The organism is Lactobacillus sp. ESL0700, assembly GCF_029392095.1.
Taxonomy (GTDB): Bacteria; Bacillota; Bacilli; order Lactobacillales; family Lactobacillaceae; genus Lactobacillus.
In genome coordinates this window covers 477,039-494,322 of record NZ_CP113930.1, presented here as the reverse complement: position 1 = coordinate 494,322, position 17,284 = coordinate 477,039, and the positions used below count along the sequence as shown (strand labels likewise).

Genomic DNA, 17,284 nt, shown 5'->3' with positions numbered 1-17,284 from the left:
TTTTATAAATCTTTAATCAATTAAAGCGCTTCATTTTATATATCAAACAGATTAATGTATACCTTTCAGTGCTATATTAAGCAAAATTAGGAAATAATTTGTGACGTAAAATTTTATTCCACGAAAACTATTGCATATTACAATTATTAAAAGTAAAAAAATAGTGTTATTAATCCCAAAAGATTAATAACACTATTTAATTTATTCACCAACGTAAAATTCAATTCGTTGCTGCAGATTTTTAAAAGTAACAGGACAGTAATCGCCAATCTCACCATCAAGATTAACCGGCAACTTTTGACCGACACTCTTGCCAATCAAATCGATTTTCAAACTGCGTGTCTTAGTATAAATGATATCTGGATCATCAACGTGTTTGCCATTTAAGGCCAGCGCCATTAAGCGCAGCAGCTTCACGGGATCAGATGGCTTAACAATAATTAATTGGAATAAACCATCGCTCAACTCCGCATCAGGCATAATCTGTTCAAACCCGCCGATGGAATTAGTCATCCCCAATAGCAGCATTGATAATTTGCCTTCATAGACACCAGCATCATAAGTAAGGCGCAATTCATTTTCAGTTAAATGCGGTAACATTTCCGCACCCTTAATTAGGTACGCTGCATAACCCAAAGCCGATTTAACCTCTGATGGTACACCATAAGTTAGTTCTGTTAATGACCCACAGGCGGCAATATTAACAAAGTATTGATCTTCACCAGCAAAGGTGGCCTTACCAATATCCATTTTGCGCGTTTTATTATTCAAAATAACTTTAGCAGCTTCTTCAATACTATCCCGCGGAATGTGCAATGCTCGCGCATAGTCGTTAGTTGTCCCCGCTGGAATAATCGCCATCTTTGGCCGTTCTTCCAAGAAGGCAATTCCGTTAACTACCTCATTAATGGTACCGTCACCACCGGCCGCAACAATGAGGTCGAACCCTTCAGTTGCTGCTCGCGTGGCTTCTTGCTGAGCACTTTTCTTTTCTGGTGTAGTCCTAAAAGCGCTCGCCTCATAGCCAGCACGTTCCAAGACGTCTAAAATATCAGCGACATTTTTAGGCATCTGTTCGTGACCAGATACAGGATTATAAATCAATCTTGCTTTTTTAGTCATAGTTACTACCTTATTACTTAAAAATCAACATTAACGATTGTTTAATTCTTCATTCAAAAGCTTGTTAATCACCTTTGGATTGGCCTTACCACGAGTTTGCTTCATAATTTGACCAACAAGGTAACCGATGGCACGATCCTTACCGTTCTTGAAGTCCTCAACTGATTGTGGGTTGTTATCAACAACTTCCTTAACCATTGGTGCCAAGACACTGGTATCTGATAATTGCACCATGCCCTTATCTTCAACGTACTTCTTCGGGTCAGTCCCATTAGTGATTGTTTCTGCAAAGACCTTCTTGGCAATCTTAGAAGAAATCGTTCCGTCTTTAATCAGCTTAATCATTGCAGCTAGGTGCTCTGGTGTCAACTTAATGTCGGTTAATTCAACTCGATTATCATTCAAGTAACCATTAACCTGGGTGTTCATCCAGTTAGCAGCTAATTGTGGATCAGCACCAGCAGCAACTGCCTTGTCAAAGAAGTCAGAACTTTCCTTAGTTTGTAACAAAACGTTAGCATCATAAGCCTTCAAGCCAAAGTCATTAACATATTGGTTGTAGCGTTCTTCAGCTGAACGTGGCAAAGTCTTAGCGATCTCGTCAATCCACTCTTGACTAATGTGGTCTGGCGCAAGGTCTGGTTCTGGGAAGTAACGATAATCAGCGTCGCCTTCCTTAACCCGCTCAAGAACAGTCTTACCAGTTGCTTCGTCAAACCGGCGTGTTGATAATTGTACGCGACCACCTGACAGCAAAACTTGAGCCTGACGCTTTTCTTCATAAGCAAGTGACTTACGAACGTGTTCAAAAGAGTTCAAGTTCTTCATTTCGACCTTGGTACCAAGCTCTTTTTGGCCAGCTGGGCGAATGGAAATGTTGGTATCAACACGCATTGAACCCTCTTCCATCTTAACGTCGGAAGCACCAGTAAACTGGACAATCTTACGCAGCTTTTCAAGGTAAGCGTAACCTTCGTCTGGATCGGCAATTTCTGGTTCAGAAACAACTTCAAGTAGTGGCACACCTTGACGGTTCAAGTCAACGTATGAAAAGCCGTTGGTACCGTGAGTGTTCTTACCAGCATCTTCTTCGATATGCATTTCGTGAATACCGATGCGCTTCTTTTTACCATGAACTTCGATTTCTACATAGCCATCGCGAGCCAATGGTTGGAAGAATTGCGTAATCTGGTAAGCCTTAGGACTGTCTGGGTAGTAATAGTTCTTCCGGTCAAAGTGTGTGGTCGGCAAGATATGTGCATGTGTTGCTAACGCAACCATGATTCCCAAACGGTAAACGTCCTTGTTAACAAATGGCAAAACCCCTGGCATTGCCCAGTCGATAACGTTAGTTTCAGTGTTAGCTTCAGCACCATAACTTACTGGAGAAGGTGAGAAAATTTTACTCTTTGTCTTTAATTCGAAGTGGACTTCGAATCCAATCGTTGATTTAAAATTCATCAGTTAATCCTCCATTCCGGCTGGTGTCTTTTCATAAAACTTATTTGTCCGTTCAATAAAGTCAGCCGTCTTAAAAATGCTGCCTTCGTCAAACCGCTTAGCCATAATTTGGAAACCAACAGGCATCCCGTCAACCAATCCAGCTGGGACACTAGCTGCTGGAATACCGGCCAAGTTAGCAGAAATTGTCAAAATATCGTTGTTGTACATCTTAATTGGGTCAGAAATTTCGCTGCCGATGCCAAATGCTGGTTCCGTAGTTGTTGGCCCAACAATAACATCATTATTAGCAAAGATTTCGTCAAATTCATCACAAATTAAGGTTCTAACCTTAGCAGCTTGTCTGAAGAAGCGGTCGTATGAACCAGCTGACAAAGCAAATGAACCCAACATAATCCGACGCTTAACTTCAGTACCGAAACCTTCTGAACGTGACTTAACATAAACGTCAAGCAAGTTCTTAGTGTCTTCTGCACGATAGCCGTAACGAATACCATCATACCGTTGCAAGTTCGATGAAGCTTCACTTGAAGCAATGATGTAATAGTCAGGAACAACGTACTTAGTTAATGGCAATGATACTTCACTGATAATTGCACCAGCATCTTCAAGAGCATCGATTTGCTTTTGGATAACGTCGTGCATTTCACCATCAACGGCAGCCATGTATTCCTTAACAACGGCAACCCGCATGCCCTTAACATCTTGACCAATAAATTGGGTAAAGTCAGGAACTTCGCGAGTAGATAAAGTTGAGTCGTGATCGTCGCTGCCGGCAATTACGTTCAATACTTCAGCAGCACTCTTAGCGCGCTTACTCATTACCCCGATTTCATCAAGTGATGAACCAAAGGCAATTAAGCCCCAACGTGAAACACGGCCATAGGTTGGCTTAATGCCGAAAATACCATTAAAGGCAGCTGGCTGACGGATTGAACCACCAGTATCTGAACCAAGTGCTGCAACAACTTGACCAGAAGCAACAGCAACGGCAGAACCACCGGATGAACCACCCGGAACCTTGTCCAAGTTCCATGGGTTATGGGTTGCACCAAAGTATGAATGCTCTGTTGAAGAACCCATCGCAAATTCGTCCATGTTAGTCTTACCAACAAAGGTTGCTTGTGCCTTCTTTAATCTTTCAATAACAGTAGCGTCATAAACTGGAATGTAGTTGTCCAAAATGTGACTAGCAGCTGTAGTCTTAACACCACTCGTGATGATGTTATCCTTAATGGCAATTGGAATACCAGCAAGTTTATTCTTGGCAAAGTCCAAATCAGCAGCAGGTTTTGCATCATCTTGAACAGTAATCCAAGCATTCAGTTTATCGTCAGTTTTCTTAATATTTGCAACAGTATCTTGAGCAAGCTTCTCAGCTGACAAGTCGCCCTGTGCAAGTTTTTGGTTTAATGAGTCAATATCTTCATTTAAGTAGTTCATTACTCGTCCTCATCCTTATTAATAATTACAGGAACCTTGATGAAGCCGTTGGCTTGTTCAGGAACATTCTTCATTAATTCTGTACGATTTTGCCAATGTTCTGGCTTATCTTCTCTGAAAACAGTGTCGCGATCAACCACTTGCACTGTTTCGGCAACACCATCAGTATCAACTTCTGATAATTGGTCGGCCATGTTGATAATTGAACTCATTTGTTCGGTAACTGTACCGATTTCGTCTTCATTAAACTCAAGTCGTGACAATACCGCCACGTGCTTAATTGTGTCTTCTGTGATTTCCACTATTAGACCCTCCTTATTCACCGCCATAAATATGGACTTGATAACTACTATCTGCTGTTTCTTTAGCAACCAATGCCTGAATATCATTAACAGAACCAATTTTAATTTCAATCGGCACGTCATTTGCCAAGTATTTCTTCGCTGTTGATAAAACTAGCCGCGTAAAACTCTGCACCTGCTCGTAGCCATAAAACTGGGTGGTAATTGAAATATTTTCTTGGTTTAACTTGCCATTTTCATAGCGTAAGGTTGCTGTTACACCACTGATATTCGGGAAATAATCTTGAATTGATACCTTAAAACTATTGAAACTCGAGGCATCACTACTATTAATTGCTTTCTTATTGCCAACAGTCGGCAGCACTTCCGTTTGTACGGAAATAGATTTCCATTTAGTTATTTTACTACTATTAGCAGCCGCTGTCCCGCTCAAAAAGTAACTTCCACCAACTAATGAGTCTTTAGCTGACTTCGAAAAGAGGCCGATGGTAATTGGCACATTCTTGAGTGCCTTGCGCTGCCGCAAGCGAGCAATAATTTGCGCTGCTGCTTGTTGACCAGCTGATTTTTGCGCAGAACGCGAAATCGCTGCCTGATATTCAGCACCATCTTTAGTCTTTTGGTAATAATCAACCGAGTTCATCGCCAGACCAATGCTGATCCCATTAATGTGGTAGTTAGAACCAGACCCCGTTAAATAATCCTGCTCTAAAATTTCTTCCAAATAGTACGGATTGTAATTTTTCTTAGTGCCTTCTGCTGGGTTAAGCCCCTGCGGATTAGACTTGGACTTGCGTCCCAACCACTCATTAGCCGTTGTCGCACTAATATATTGACCTTCCTGAAAGACATTGGAATTAGTAGAATACACACCTTTAGAAATTTGGACTAATCCGCGCTCAAGTTCACGCGTATCAACCGAATTATCATTAGCGGTTGCAGTTAATCCAGAAATCGGGCTGGTAAGATAATGACCGTTCTTCAATAAAACTGTATAACCATTACTTCCCGTGTCAGTTGTTTGATACGTTTTAGCCTTTGAGGTAGACGAAGTCTTCGCATTATTGGCCAAATCCGAGTTTTTCAAATTACCGCAGGCAGTTAAAGTTAATGCTGCTCCCAGAAGCGCTAAAACGTGCACATATTTTTTCAATTTAGTTATTCCTTTATTTGATTTGGGCAATTGCTTCTTCTTCGGTGAGAACCGGAACCCCAAGCTGTTGCGCCTTAGCAAATTTGGAGCCGGCATCTTTGCCATAAATCACGTAGTCCGTTTTACTAGAAACCGAACCCGTTACTTTGGCTCCCAAAGATTGCAGCTTCTTCGTAAATTCACTCCGCGTGAAATGAGCAAGCGAACCCGTCAAGACAACCTTTTTACCTTTAAAGTAATTGTCGGGGATTTCGGCAGTTTCTTCCTCAGTTGCGCCCAGATAATTCATATTGACGCCGCGGCTAGCCAACTCATTAATTAATTGGTCAACTTCTGGCTGGGCAAAATAAGTTGTCAAAGATTCAGCAATTGTCATGCCTATTGTAGCGATTGCGGCAACATCTTGCACGCTAGCAGCCATAATCTTTGTCATATTTTTAAACTTTTGCGCAATTAAGCGAGCAGCCTTGGCACCAACATGGTCAATGCCAAGTCCCGTCAGCAATAATTCAACCGAGTTTTGCTTGGAATTGGCAATCGCTGTCAGCAGATTATTAATTGACTTTTCCTTAAAGTGATCTAGCTTAGCCAAATCTTCCGCATCTAAACGATACAGGTCTGCAACATTGTGAACTAGGTCATTGGTGATTAACTGCCGGACAATTTTAGGACCCAAGCCATCAATATTCATCGCTGGTCGCGATGCAAAGTGAGTAATTCCTTCTTCAATTTGAGCTGGACACGACGGATTAACGCAGCGCAGTGCAACTTCCCCCTCAAGATGAATCAGCTTTTGCTTACAAGAGGGACAGGTTGTTGGAATTGGGTACGGCTGCGAATCCTTCGGCCGTTTAGCAAGAACAACCTGCGAAATCTCCGGAATAATATCACCGGCCTTGTGCAATAAAACTGTATCGCCAATCCGCACATCTTTTTCCTTCAATAAATCAGCGTTATGCAAAACCGCGTGTGAAACAGTCGTTCCGGCTAGCTGCACAGGATCCATGATTGCCGTTGGTGTTACAACACCGGTGCGACCCACAGTCCATTTAATCTCGTGAACCACGGTTTCCTGCTCTTCCGGTGGGAATTTATAAGCAATTTCCCAGCGTGGAACCTTGACCGTGTTGCCCATCGTTTGCTGCAGACTTAAGTCATCGACCTTCAGGACAATCCCATCAATACCATACGACAGCGTGTCGCGCTTAGCCGTATATTCGTCAATAAAGGCAAAAACATCGGCCATCTTGGCTAACTTGCGGCCAGTTTCATTAGTATGAAAACCCAGCCGGGCCATTTCACTAATCGCTTGGTGCTGACTAGTTATTTCCTCGGGTGGATTTACCCAAGTGTAAATAAAGGTACTCAAATGCCGCTCTTTAGTTACCTTGGCATTTAACTGCCGCAAAGACCCTGCCGCTGCATTCCGCGGATTAGCAAAGGCAGCCTCGCCTTTTTCATCGCGCTCGGCATTTAACTTAGCGAAGGCTTCCTTGCCCATGTAACACTCACCACGCACTTCCGTCGTGATTTTTTCTGGCAAAACCTGCGGAATATCAGCGATATAGCGGGCATTAGCCGTCACGTCTTCACCAACGCGGCCATTGCCCCGTGTTGAAGCCCGCACCAACTTGCCAGCCGTATATTCAAGATCAATCGATAAACCATCGATTTTCAATTCAACATTGTAGGCAACTGGATGACCCACTAGCTTTTGCACACGGTCATCGAACTCCTGCAGTTCCTTTTTGGAGAAAACATCCCCCATCGACAACATTGGAATTTCATGATCCACTTTGGTGAACTCAGAATCAATCTGACCACCCACTTTTTGCGTAATCGAATCCGGCGTCATTAATTGCGGAAACTGCTGCTCAAGTTCAACTAAGCGCTGATACTTCTGGTCATAAACATTATCTTCAACTTCAGGTGCATCTTTAGAATAATAGGCCTGTGCCCATTTATTAAGCACTGCTCTAAGTTCAGTGACCTCTTTTTTGGCCTCATCAAGAGTTAAATCTGCCATTGTCTTCCTCCTGATTAAATCTTTAACTATTAATTTAATTATACCTTTTTAATCGGTGCAAATGCTGCTAAAAGCCGCTTAATTCCCTTACCAGTAAAGGCAATATCAAGCTCCATATCCTCGCCTTTGCCGTTAACCTTGGTCACAACACCGCGGCCCCAAGACTTATGCTCAACTTGATCGCCAACATTCCAGCCCTTCTTTTCGGCGCCGACAGCACCAGCGGGTTTAACTTTAGGCGTGTAGACCTGCGCACGTGCTCGTTCATCGGCCTTGGCAAACGGAACGGTTTGTGCTTGATAACCACTGGCAATCACACTACCAGCATTAGGATTTTCTACCTGCATATCCTTTGCGTCAATTTCTTCTAAAAATCTTGACGGTGGATTATTTTGCATGCGCCCAAACATCATTCGCGAATACGCGTTAGTCAAAAATAGTTCTTGGCGTGCGCGCGTAATTCCAACGTATGCCAGACGGCGTTCTTCTTCGAGTTGGTCGTCCTCAAGCAGTGCCCGTGACAACGGGAACAAACCATCTTCCATCCCGACTAAAAAGACAACTGGAAATTCCAGCCCCTTAGCCGCGTGAAGCGTCATCAAGGCAACTTGGTCATCATTATTTGCCAAATCATCCTGGTCACTTAATAAGGAAACTTCTGCTAAAAAGTCACTCAGCGGACTGTTATCATCGCTTTCTGCTTCATATTGGTCATCAAATCGTTTGGTAACTGACAAAAATTCATCTAAGTTTTCTAAACGTGTTTCGGCTTCAATTGTATGCTCATTTTTGAGGGCTGCAGTATAGCCAAAGTCCTGCAAAATCTTTTCTGTTAAGCCAGTTACGCTCTGGTCTTTGGCTGACTTAATGGCGTCACGCAGTTTAGCACCAAAGTCACTCAATTTAAGTGCGGCTCTAGTCGAAATTCCAGACATTCCTAGGTGATCAAACGTGTCCAGCAGCGACAAGTTATTGTCTTGGGCTAGCGCCATAAACTTATCAATTGTCACCGCGCCAATTCCGCGCTTAGGCGTATTGACAATCCGGTTAAAACTCATGGCATCACTTGGATTAGCCACCAATTTTAGATAAGCCATAATATCCATAATTTCCTTACGGTCATAGAACTTATGCCCACCCACAATTTGGTAAGGCACGTTGGACTTTACAAAGGACTCTTCAACTGTTCGTGACTGGGCATTGGTCCGGTATAAAACAGCGAAGTCACGGTAAGAACGGTGCTTTTCTTTAACTTCTTCTTGAATTTTACTAATGATAAAGTGTGCCTCATCATCGCCGCTTTGAGCCTTATAATAGGTAATCTTGGCCCCTTCTCCTTGATCGGTCCACAAATTTTTGGCTTTACGATTGCGGTTATTTTTAATCACGGCATTTGCGGCAGCTAAAATATGACCAGTCGAGCGGTAATTTTGTTCCAATTTAACGGTCTGCACGCCAGCATCCCGATAATCATGCTCAAAGTTCATGATATTTTCCATATTGGCACCGCGCCAACCATAAATTGACTGGTCAGCATCGCCAACCACACAAATATTTTGGTATTGCGCCGCTAACTCGTGACACAACTCATACTGCGCTTGATTGGTATCCTGATACTCGTCAACTAACAGATAACGGAATTTATTTTGGTAATAATGCAATACAGTCGGGTCTTGTTTAAACAAAACCAGCGTTTGCATGATTAAATCATCAAAGTCCATAATTTGATCATGCTTCAGCCGCCGCTGGTATTCCGAATAAACTTTAGCAGCCATTTTTTCAAATGGTGAGCCCGCACTTGCCTTGTATGCACTTGGTGTTAATAAGTCGTTTTTAGCATTAGAAATTGCGGACAAAATTCCCCGCGGTTCATACATCTTAGGGTTAATGTTCAACTCTTTTTCAATATGCTTGACCAAGGTTAGCTGCTCGGACGAGTCAGCGATCGAAAAGTTGTGGCTATAACCAATTTTATCTGCATCACGGCGTAAAATGCGCACACACAGCGCGTGGAAGGTCGACATCCAAATATCATTAGCGCTTGGCCCTAATAACTTTTGCTCACGCTCGCGCATCTCACTGGCGGCCTTATTGGTAAAAGTTATCGCCAGAATATTCCACGGTAAGACGCCCTTGACTTCAACTAGATAGGCAATCCGTCTGGTTAACACAGAGGTCTTCCCAGAGCCCGCACCAGCAACGACTAAGAGGGGGCCTTCGGTAATCTTGACGGCCTTTTTCTGCTGCGGATTTAATCCTGCTAAAATTGATTCTTCGCTCATTCTAATTCCCTTCACAAAAATTTTTTCATAACTAGTTTATTGTACCAAAAATAAGGGCGCTAACTGGAAGTCCCCGCCTTTTAATTATCATATTGGTCAAGATTGTACTGCTTAATTAAGTTGATTAACTTATCCGCATAATTAGGGTCGGTGGCATAACCATCTTCGACTAGTGCCTGGGCCTGCTTACGGTAGTCTTTGGCAGCCAGCACGTGCCGGTACTGCTTATTATTCCAGCTGGTACCCTTTTGGAAAAGTTCGGCATGGGCCCGAATTGATGCCTCATAGGAATCATATATTTGAAAGCGTGCCTTAACTACAATCCATTTGCCCTTAACATACTCTTTAGTGGTTAAAATCGCCGACGTATTGGGATTGGTCCCCTTAACACCAAACAGATTATTATATTTTTGCGATAAACTGCTTTGGCCATAGTCACTTTCAAGGCAAGCCTGAGCAATCGTGATGCTCGGCAAGAGGTCGTAAGACTTGTCAACTTCCTTGGCAATTGGCCCAATTTGCTTAATAAAAGCCTTGTGCTGTCTGATGATTTTTTCGCGGGCTTCTTCGCGGGCAAGCTGCTCCTGCCTAATCTGTTCAGATTGAATCGCCTGTCTGCGGTAATACCGAAAGGCCACAAAGGCAATAATTAATAAAAATAAAATGATAAATGCTCGCAAGATGATTTGCCAACTAGATTGTGCCTTGTGTTTACGTCGTTTCGCCATAAAATTTTCCTTACTTAAAACATGATTACTTTAAGTATAACCTGTCTTGGTCGTAAATTTTGTAATGTAATTAATTTTTAAAATAAAAAGAGCTATTCCTTATAGAATAACTCTCTTAAACAAAAAATGGAGCCATAGCTCCATTACTTAGTGCGGGCAAGAAGACTCGAACTTCCACGATCTAAAAACGATCACAAGATCCTTAGTCTTGCGCGTCTGCCATTCCGCCATGCCCGCGACACAAACAATACTATAACGCAAAATCGACTTTTGCACAAGAGTTTTTTGTGCCTTTTTTGAAAAAACTAATCAACCATTTGTTCCTGAACATAGCGCGCATATAATTTGTGCGTTGCCAAAAGTTCCCGATGAGTGCCGTGACCCGTGACTTGACCATGCTCGATAAAGTAAATTTGGTCGGCATGGACGATTGTCGCTAATCTGTGGGCAATCACCAGCGTGGTTCTGCCAACCATTAGCTGATCAAGCGCCTGCTGAACTTTGCCCTCAGATTCCGAATCAAGACTGGCAGTGGCTTCATCAAGCATCAAAATCTTCGGATCCCGTAAAAAGGCACGAGCAATTGCTAGGCGCTGCTTTTGTCCACCGGACAATTTAATCCCCCGTTCGCCAATTTCGGTTTCCAGCTGATGCGGAAACTCGCGAACAAATTGGTCGGCATATGCCAAGGACAGCCCGCGCCATAAATCGTCATCACTTGATTTTTGTTCTAAACCATACTGCAAATTATCGCGAATTGTCCCCGAAAAGATGGCGCTGTTCTGGGAAACATACCCAATCTGCGACCGCCAATTGTGCAAGTCAATTACCCCAATGTCTTGCCCGCCAATCGTAATCTGCCCACTATCAGGTTGGTAGAAACGTTCAAGAAGAGCAAAAATCGTTGATTTACCACCACCGCTGGGACCGGCAAAGGCAACAACGGTGTTCGGCTGAGCACTAAAAGAAATTGATCGCAAAACTGGTTCTTCAGGATCATAACTAAACTGCAGATTACTGGCGATTAAAGCCTTGCCCTCGACATCAACTTGCTGGTCAGTCTGGCCCTTTTCCGGCTGCAATTTTAAAATTTCCTGAATCCGTTCCGTTGACCCCATCGCCTTTTGCACTTGTGAAAAGAAGGTCGCAAAGTTCGCAACTGGTGCAATTACATTAAATAAGTAAAGAATAAAGGCTACTAAAGTCCCCGAAGTCAGTGTTCCCTGACTCAGGCGCACAATTCCGTATGCCAAAATCCCCGCAAACACCGCCATCATGACAGTAGTCATAATGGGCTGCAAAATGGCTTCAACGCGGGCATCTTTAATCCCGATGGCAAAAATACGGGCAATAAAATTTTTCCCGCGTTGTTCTTCAAAGTTCTCCCCGTTGCTGGCCTTAATCAGCCGCACCTCGGACAGCTTTTCACTGACATCGCCATTAAATTCAGCCGTCGCTGTCTGCAATTTCCGCCCAAGACGCGCCATCACGCGGCCAATCGGAATCAAAATGGCAACCACCACCGGCACACTGATAAACATTAATGCTGCCATGCGCCAATCCATCACAAACAAGATAATGATGGAAAATAGCAGCTGAATGGCACCAGTAATAAAATTAGGAAACTGCGAAGCAATCAAATCCTTAATAATTCCCGTGTCATTAACTAGCCGCGAGCTGCTTTCACCGGCTTTATTCATATCAAAATAAGAAACTGGCAGCTGGAGCAAGTGCGTCCATAACTTCTCACGTAAATTTTTCACGGCACTTTCGCCAAAATAACGCAGAATATAGCTGCCGATGGTGCCCAAAATTAATTGCACGACAAAAATCGCTACTAAAATTAGCAGCATCTGCACGTTAAACTTGGCCAGACTGCTCGTATCCACTAATTGCTTGGTTAACAGCGGCAGCAGAAGATTAGCACCACTGGTAATCAAACTGAAAACAAGGCCTAGTATAAACAGTGTTTTCTTCAGATTAAGACCCTTTAATAGTTGGAAAAAGTCCCGCAATTTAACTTGCTCTGCTTTATTTTTGCGTGATGACAATGCCATTTAATTACCGACTTTCGTTTAAATAAACAAAGAGTTTTTCACTGACGGAAAAACTCTTAATTGTTATTTTTAATTATCTTTCATCATCTTCATTATGCCAAAAATCACGCCAAAAGTCGCGGTTGCATTCATGGCCATAATGATTGGCACACGAGCGGTCTGTTTGCTCCCAATCACGGCAATGATGACGCCAGTGGCGCATTCCGTGACAAAATTGTTCTCGCTCCTCTGGCGAACAATTGCGTTCGCGCATCTGCGTGCGCCACTTAGCCATTGCCGCAATCCGCGTTGTTGGGTCAACAAACTTTTCTGCTTGTTCCTTGAAATCGGCATCCCAACCAGACGCAATTTTTTCTAAATATTGGCTGAACTTGGTCTGCTCCTCAGCTGTTAAGCCGGCAAAAAAGTCAGCATCGGAATTTGCTTGATGCTCATCATCTAAATCAGCAACTCGCTCTTTACCGGCAGCGGTCAAATATACCCGCTTAACCCGTCTATCATCAGGGTCAGTTTCTCGCTTAATCTCACCCTTAAGTTCCAGCTTTTTTAATAATTCTGCTAATGACCCCGGCTTAAGTGCCAAGACCTCGGCCAAATAATTTTGCGTCAAACCATCTTCCAGATTTAAAACAGCCAAGACTCGTCTTTGTCCAGAAAATGGCTGTTTATTTTGGTACATAAAATAGCGGCTGGCGCGCATAATAAAAGTTAATTGTTTCATTAAGTTTCGATTTGTTGCACTCATTTTAACTCTCCTTTAAAAATTTTATTAGGTACCTAATCTTTATACCTTGAATTATAGTTTGGTGCCTAACAGTCTGTCAAATAAAAAAGTCATTGCTCAGCTAAAACTGCTATTCAATGACTTATTTATTAACTAATTTTAAGTTGCCGCCACACTTGCCGCAGCGATAACGGCGAATATTAATTTGGCGAACTCGGGCATATTCTTGGCCGCACTTTTGGCAAGCATAAAGATACTTACGCTTTTGCCTTTTAGCTAGACCAATATCTGGGGCAAAATGCGACCCACCAACCTTATTTAACAAGTATTTAAAGTCGCTGTCGCGGTGATGATAACCTCGCCTGCTCAAGTGCAAAAAATAATGCGTCAACTCATGCTTAATAATGCCGATTAACTCTTGGCGATATTTTGGAACTAAAAAGTGCGCGTTGATTTCAATTCGGTGGTCTGTTAAATGGTAGCGCCCACCAGTAGTGGTCATGCGGTAATTAATTTTCACTTGATGCATAAAGGGGCAGCCAAAATCTTCTAGGGCAATTTTTTCGACCAGTCTTTGCAATTCTTCTTCAGTCATTATTACCTGAAAAAGCGTGCATACATAGCTGCTTGGTGCTTAGTTTTAATCCGGACTTTTAGTGCCGTTACCAGTTTGCGCTTGAGCGGTTTAGCCCCTTCCATCCACGTTCCCGTAAAGACATGAATGGTCTTGCTCTTAGCTGAAGGATTGCACAAAATGCCATCAGGATAAACATGAATTCCAGTCTTTAAGACTTGTTCCTGATTGTTGGCAACAGCACCATACTTTTCTTTTAGAATATCCGCAACCGACACAGTGTTAACACCTGCTAATTGATCTTGACTATTGAAAGTGAAATCACGGTCGTCATAATATGCCAGCATATCCTTTAACAGCGGGTGCTTAGTCTCAGCACCAAACACGGCAGTAAACGGATTAGCCCGATTTTCAAAGCCGACAAAGGCTTGATTATTCAGTAAAGAAGTTAAATCATCCAACACTAAAACATCGGTATCTAAATAAATGCCGCCCATTTCATAAACAGCCTTGGCACGAATATAATCGGACACAAAGGCCCATTTTTTAGCCTTGTAAGCCTGCTCAACGTACTTGTTTTCATGGATGTCAAAATTCTGCTCGTTCCATTCAATAATCTGATAGTCTTGCAGGTGCTTTTGCCATGTTCGCATGCACCGCTGAATATTCTTGGGCTTAGGATTGCCGCCAACCCACACATAATGAATAATTTTAGGAATCATCTTTAACCTCGTTTAAGAAACTTTCTAATTAATTGCACAATATCTTGATTAAAGTCAAGCCGCATCATAAACATTAAAGCAATGTAGAGCACAAACATGATGATTGACTTAATTGCCATATCTAAAAACGCTGATGAAACCAGCTGTGGCAATAACATCCCTGCCACTAAGACGATAGCCGCAATGACAAAATATTTTGGTACTTCTTTAAAAGAATATCTAAAGTCATAGCCGTCACGCACAATCCACAACCGTAAAATTAACACAACAAATTCGGTAATTAAAATTGCGACCATTGCCCCGGTAGCACCATAAAATTGGTCTAAAAAGAAGCTTAATACAACTTCCAAAACCGCACCAACAATTACCGGCAGTGCGTAGTCACGATCGCGGTGGTTGGCCAAAGCAAACTGGTTGGCAAAGACCCCACCTGTCGGAATCATCACAATTGTTAACGTAAAGAAGAACATCAACGGAGCCATCGGCGTAAACTTAGCGCCAAAAAAGAACGGCACAAATTCCCGTGTATTGGCCATGATAATCACCGCAAACATTGTGCCCAGCCAAACAGTGGCCTCAAGCGATTTTTTCAACACAATCCGCTGTTCTGCCTTACCTTCACTCGCCATCTTCGGCATAATTACCAGCGAAATACTGGTAATAACACCTAGAACCATATTGGAAATTCGCTGCGAGTTATCATAAAACGCCACCTGGGTTGAATTTTGAAAGATACCCAAAATTGGTTTATCCAATGAAGTATAAATTTGGGTGGCAATCTGCGGGATTAACAACGTAATAATAGCCTTAATTGTTGTTTGGTACTTATAAAAATGCTTGACTGGCCCACCAACAAAGCGGTGAATATCAAACCAGAAAACAAACGAGCCTAACATTGTCGACACTGACATAATCAGCATGTACTTCCACAAGTCGCCCGGAGTCTTAACCCAAAGCAAAATTAAAATGACTGACACCAACTTGACAGCCGTGTTTTTTAAAACAACACGCCCAAATGCGGCCAGCCCTTGAAAGAACCATGAAATATCCACTTGGGCCGAAATTAAATACGGCACCATTAATAGTAGATAATTCCAATATTTAATATGAAATAAACTGGCAACCGCAACTACCAGAACAATGGTCACAACGCCAGCTAATGCCTGAAAGTACCATAGTCCCCAAAAGGCATCGGTCAGCTCCTCTTTGGTACCAAATGCGCGTGTTTGCGCAATTGTCCGCATTCCGATATACGAAATTGACAATGTACAAAAAATCATCAGAAACTGCATGATATTGTTCACATTGCTATAGATGCCATAAGTTTTGGGCCCTAAAATTCGCGATAAATACGGCACCGTAATTAGCGGTACTAACACAAGGAAAATTTGGTAAACCGCATTATATAAAATATTTAAAAATGTTTTTTTCACAATTTTTCCTCTAATAATTTTGCGTCATAAAGTCAAAAATTTGCTCGCAAGATGATTGCGTAGGTGCTTGATTAGTTAACAAGCGCCAATACTGCCGCTTACTCTTGTAATCATCCTCGCCCTGCGCTACCTGCCTGAGCTCCTTAATCAGCTCATCTTGACGCTTAACGCATTGCCCTGGCACGACTTCTTCATACGGCCCCATGAGCAAGCCTCGCTTTTGTTCGTATTGCTCAAGATAGTTAGTAATAAAAATCTCGGGCTTGTCCAAAGTCAGATAATCAAAATAAATCGACGAAAAATCCGTTAACAAAAAGTCAGTCGCGCCAAGTAATTCGTACAAATCATAATCATTTTCAACTAAATAATCATTATTTAAAAAGGCAATATTAGAAAATTGGCTGCTTAACTGGTCAAAGAGCCGCATTTCATAGGGATGTAGTTTCACAATTAAATACTGGTGCTGCTTTTTGAGTGTTTCATTTAACGTTGCCCCATCAAAGTCAGCTAACGCTAAAAAATTCCCCGCCTTGATTTGGTCAAGGACATTTTGATCATCTAGCTCATAACGAAACGTTGGCATGTAAATCCCAACTTGTACTTGCTCATCAGTAACATTAAACAAGTCATGCACTAACTGCTGCTTACTAATTGCCGGATGACTCAAGGCATCAAGTCGCGGAAAACCAAGCTTACGGTATTGCGCGGCATTAATGCCAACACAGGCACTCATCAAGGTTTCATATAAATCCGAGCTTGAACAAACGACGTCCGCCGTTTTACGCCATAATTTAGAATTACGCCGATTATCCTTAGCCTTAGTATTATTAGCCATGATCCCCATTCGCTTCAAGGGAATACCATGCCAAAATTGAATATTAACCTGACTCTTGCGAATTTTAAAGGGTTGGTGCGTCGTCAAAATGAACTTGGCTGCACCAATTTCCCGCCAAGTTTTAAAGGATAAATGCGACGTTGGCCACGGTTCGACCAACGTGACCGTGTAATCGGGATGATGTGCCCGCACATATTTGGCAAACAAATAACCGTTAGAACCTGAGCGCCCAGCTCCATTCAGGATAACAATTTTTTTGTTATTTATTTTGGTAAAATGCGCCAAGAACCTCATTACCTGCAAGTAAAGCCGAAACAAAAAACTTTTCATAATCCATCTTTCCTAAATAATCTCTGCCTTAAGCCTACAAAAAAAGCTCGAGCGAACTCAAGCTTTTTTACGTTATTTTTTAAAAATTTATA

14 protein-coding genes and 1 tRNA gene are annotated in these 17,284 nt (G+C 42.4%); all 15 read right to left on the bottom strand.

Annotated features, from left to right (window positions below; all coding sequences use genetic code 11):
* Positions 1 to 201 precede the first annotated feature (201 nt).
* The 15 genes from OZX63_RS02580 to OZX63_RS02510 all read right to left on the bottom strand — a co-directional run bounded on the left by OZX63_RS02580 (position 202) and on the right by OZX63_RS02510 (position 17,192).
* Positions 202 to 1,122, bottom strand: coding sequence for a diacylglycerol kinase family lipid kinase (locus OZX63_RS02580; protein WP_277144310.1), 921 nt, complete (start codon positions 1,120 to 1,122; stop codon positions 202 to 204).
* A gap of 30 nt (positions 1,123 to 1,152) precedes the next feature.
* Positions 1,153 to 2,583 (bottom strand): Asp-tRNA(Asn)/Glu-tRNA(Gln) amidotransferase subunit GatB, encoded by a 1,431-nt coding sequence (gene gatB, locus OZX63_RS02575; RefSeq protein WP_277144308.1) that lies wholly within the window; start codon positions 2,581 to 2,583, stop codon positions 1,153 to 1,155.
* Between the two features lie 3 nt (positions 2,584 to 2,586).
* Positions 2,587 to 4,026 (bottom strand): Asp-tRNA(Asn)/Glu-tRNA(Gln) amidotransferase subunit GatA, encoded by a 1,440-nt coding sequence (gene gatA, locus OZX63_RS02570; RefSeq protein ID WP_277144306.1) that lies wholly within the window; start codon positions 4,024 to 4,026, stop codon positions 2,587 to 2,589.
* Positions 4,026 to 4,328, bottom strand: coding sequence for an Asp-tRNA(Asn)/Glu-tRNA(Gln) amidotransferase subunit GatC (gatC, locus tag OZX63_RS02565; RefSeq protein ID WP_277144304.1), 303 nt, complete (start codon positions 4,326 to 4,328; stop codon positions 4,026 to 4,028). The genes gatA and gatC overlap by 1 nt, the downstream gene beginning before the upstream one ends.
* Before the next feature lie 13 nt (positions 4,329 to 4,341).
* A complete protein-coding gene (locus tag OZX63_RS02560; RefSeq protein WP_277144302.1) occupies positions 4,342 to 5,481 on the bottom strand; it encodes a CamS family sex pheromone protein in 1,140 nt (379 codons plus the stop codon).
* 13 nt (positions 5,482 to 5,494) lie between these two features.
* Positions 5,495 to 7,507: an NAD-dependent DNA ligase LigA gene (ligA, locus tag OZX63_RS02555; protein WP_277144300.1), complete on the bottom strand. Its 2,013-nt coding sequence runs from the start codon at positions 7,505 to 7,507 to the stop codon at positions 5,495 to 5,497.
* A 38-nt stretch (positions 7,508 to 7,545) separates the two neighbouring features.
* Entirely contained in the window at positions 7,546 to 9,789 is a 2,244-nt protein-coding gene (pcrA, locus tag OZX63_RS02550) for a DNA helicase PcrA (protein WP_277144299.1), read from the bottom strand.
* An 80-nt stretch (positions 9,790 to 9,869) separates the two neighbouring features.
* The gene (locus tag OZX63_RS02545; RefSeq protein ID WP_277144297.1) at positions 9,870 to 10,517 is read right to left on the bottom strand and encodes a glycoside hydrolase family 73 protein; all 648 of its coding nucleotides are present in this window, start codon (positions 10,515 to 10,517) and stop codon (positions 9,870 to 9,872) included.
* A 151-nt stretch (positions 10,518 to 10,668) separates the two neighbouring features.
* Positions 10,669 to 10,754, bottom strand: a tRNA-Leu gene (locus OZX63_RS02540).
* 68 nt (positions 10,755 to 10,822) lie between these two features.
* Positions 10,823 to 12,574, bottom strand: coding sequence for an ABC transporter ATP-binding protein (locus tag OZX63_RS02535; RefSeq protein WP_277144295.1), 1,752 nt, complete (start codon positions 12,572 to 12,574; stop codon positions 10,823 to 10,825).
* Positions 12,575 to 12,647: 73 nt separating this feature from the next.
* Positions 12,648 to 13,319 (bottom strand): MarR family winged helix-turn-helix transcriptional regulator, encoded by a 672-nt coding sequence (locus OZX63_RS02530; RefSeq protein WP_277144293.1) that lies wholly within the window; start codon positions 13,317 to 13,319, stop codon positions 12,648 to 12,650.
* Between the two features lie 121 nt (positions 13,320 to 13,440).
* Positions 13,441 to 13,893 (bottom strand): SprT family protein, encoded by a 453-nt coding sequence (locus tag OZX63_RS02525; protein ID WP_277144292.1) that lies wholly within the window; start codon positions 13,891 to 13,893, stop codon positions 13,441 to 13,443.
* A gap of 2 nt (positions 13,894 to 13,895) precedes the next feature.
* A complete protein-coding gene (locus tag OZX63_RS02520; RefSeq protein ID WP_277144290.1) occupies positions 13,896 to 14,594 on the bottom strand; it encodes a glycosyltransferase in 699 nt (232 codons plus the stop codon).
* 2 nt (positions 14,595 to 14,596) lie between these two features.
* Entirely contained in the window at positions 14,597 to 16,027 is a 1,431-nt protein-coding gene (locus OZX63_RS02515; RefSeq protein WP_277144287.1) for an oligosaccharide flippase family protein, read from the bottom strand.
* A 10-nt stretch (positions 16,028 to 16,037) separates the two neighbouring features.
* Positions 16,038 to 17,192: a CDP-glycerol glycerophosphotransferase family protein gene (locus OZX63_RS02510; protein WP_277144285.1), complete on the bottom strand. Its 1,155-nt coding sequence runs from the start codon at positions 17,190 to 17,192 to the stop codon at positions 16,038 to 16,040.
* Positions 17,193 to 17,284 lie beyond the last annotated feature (92 nt).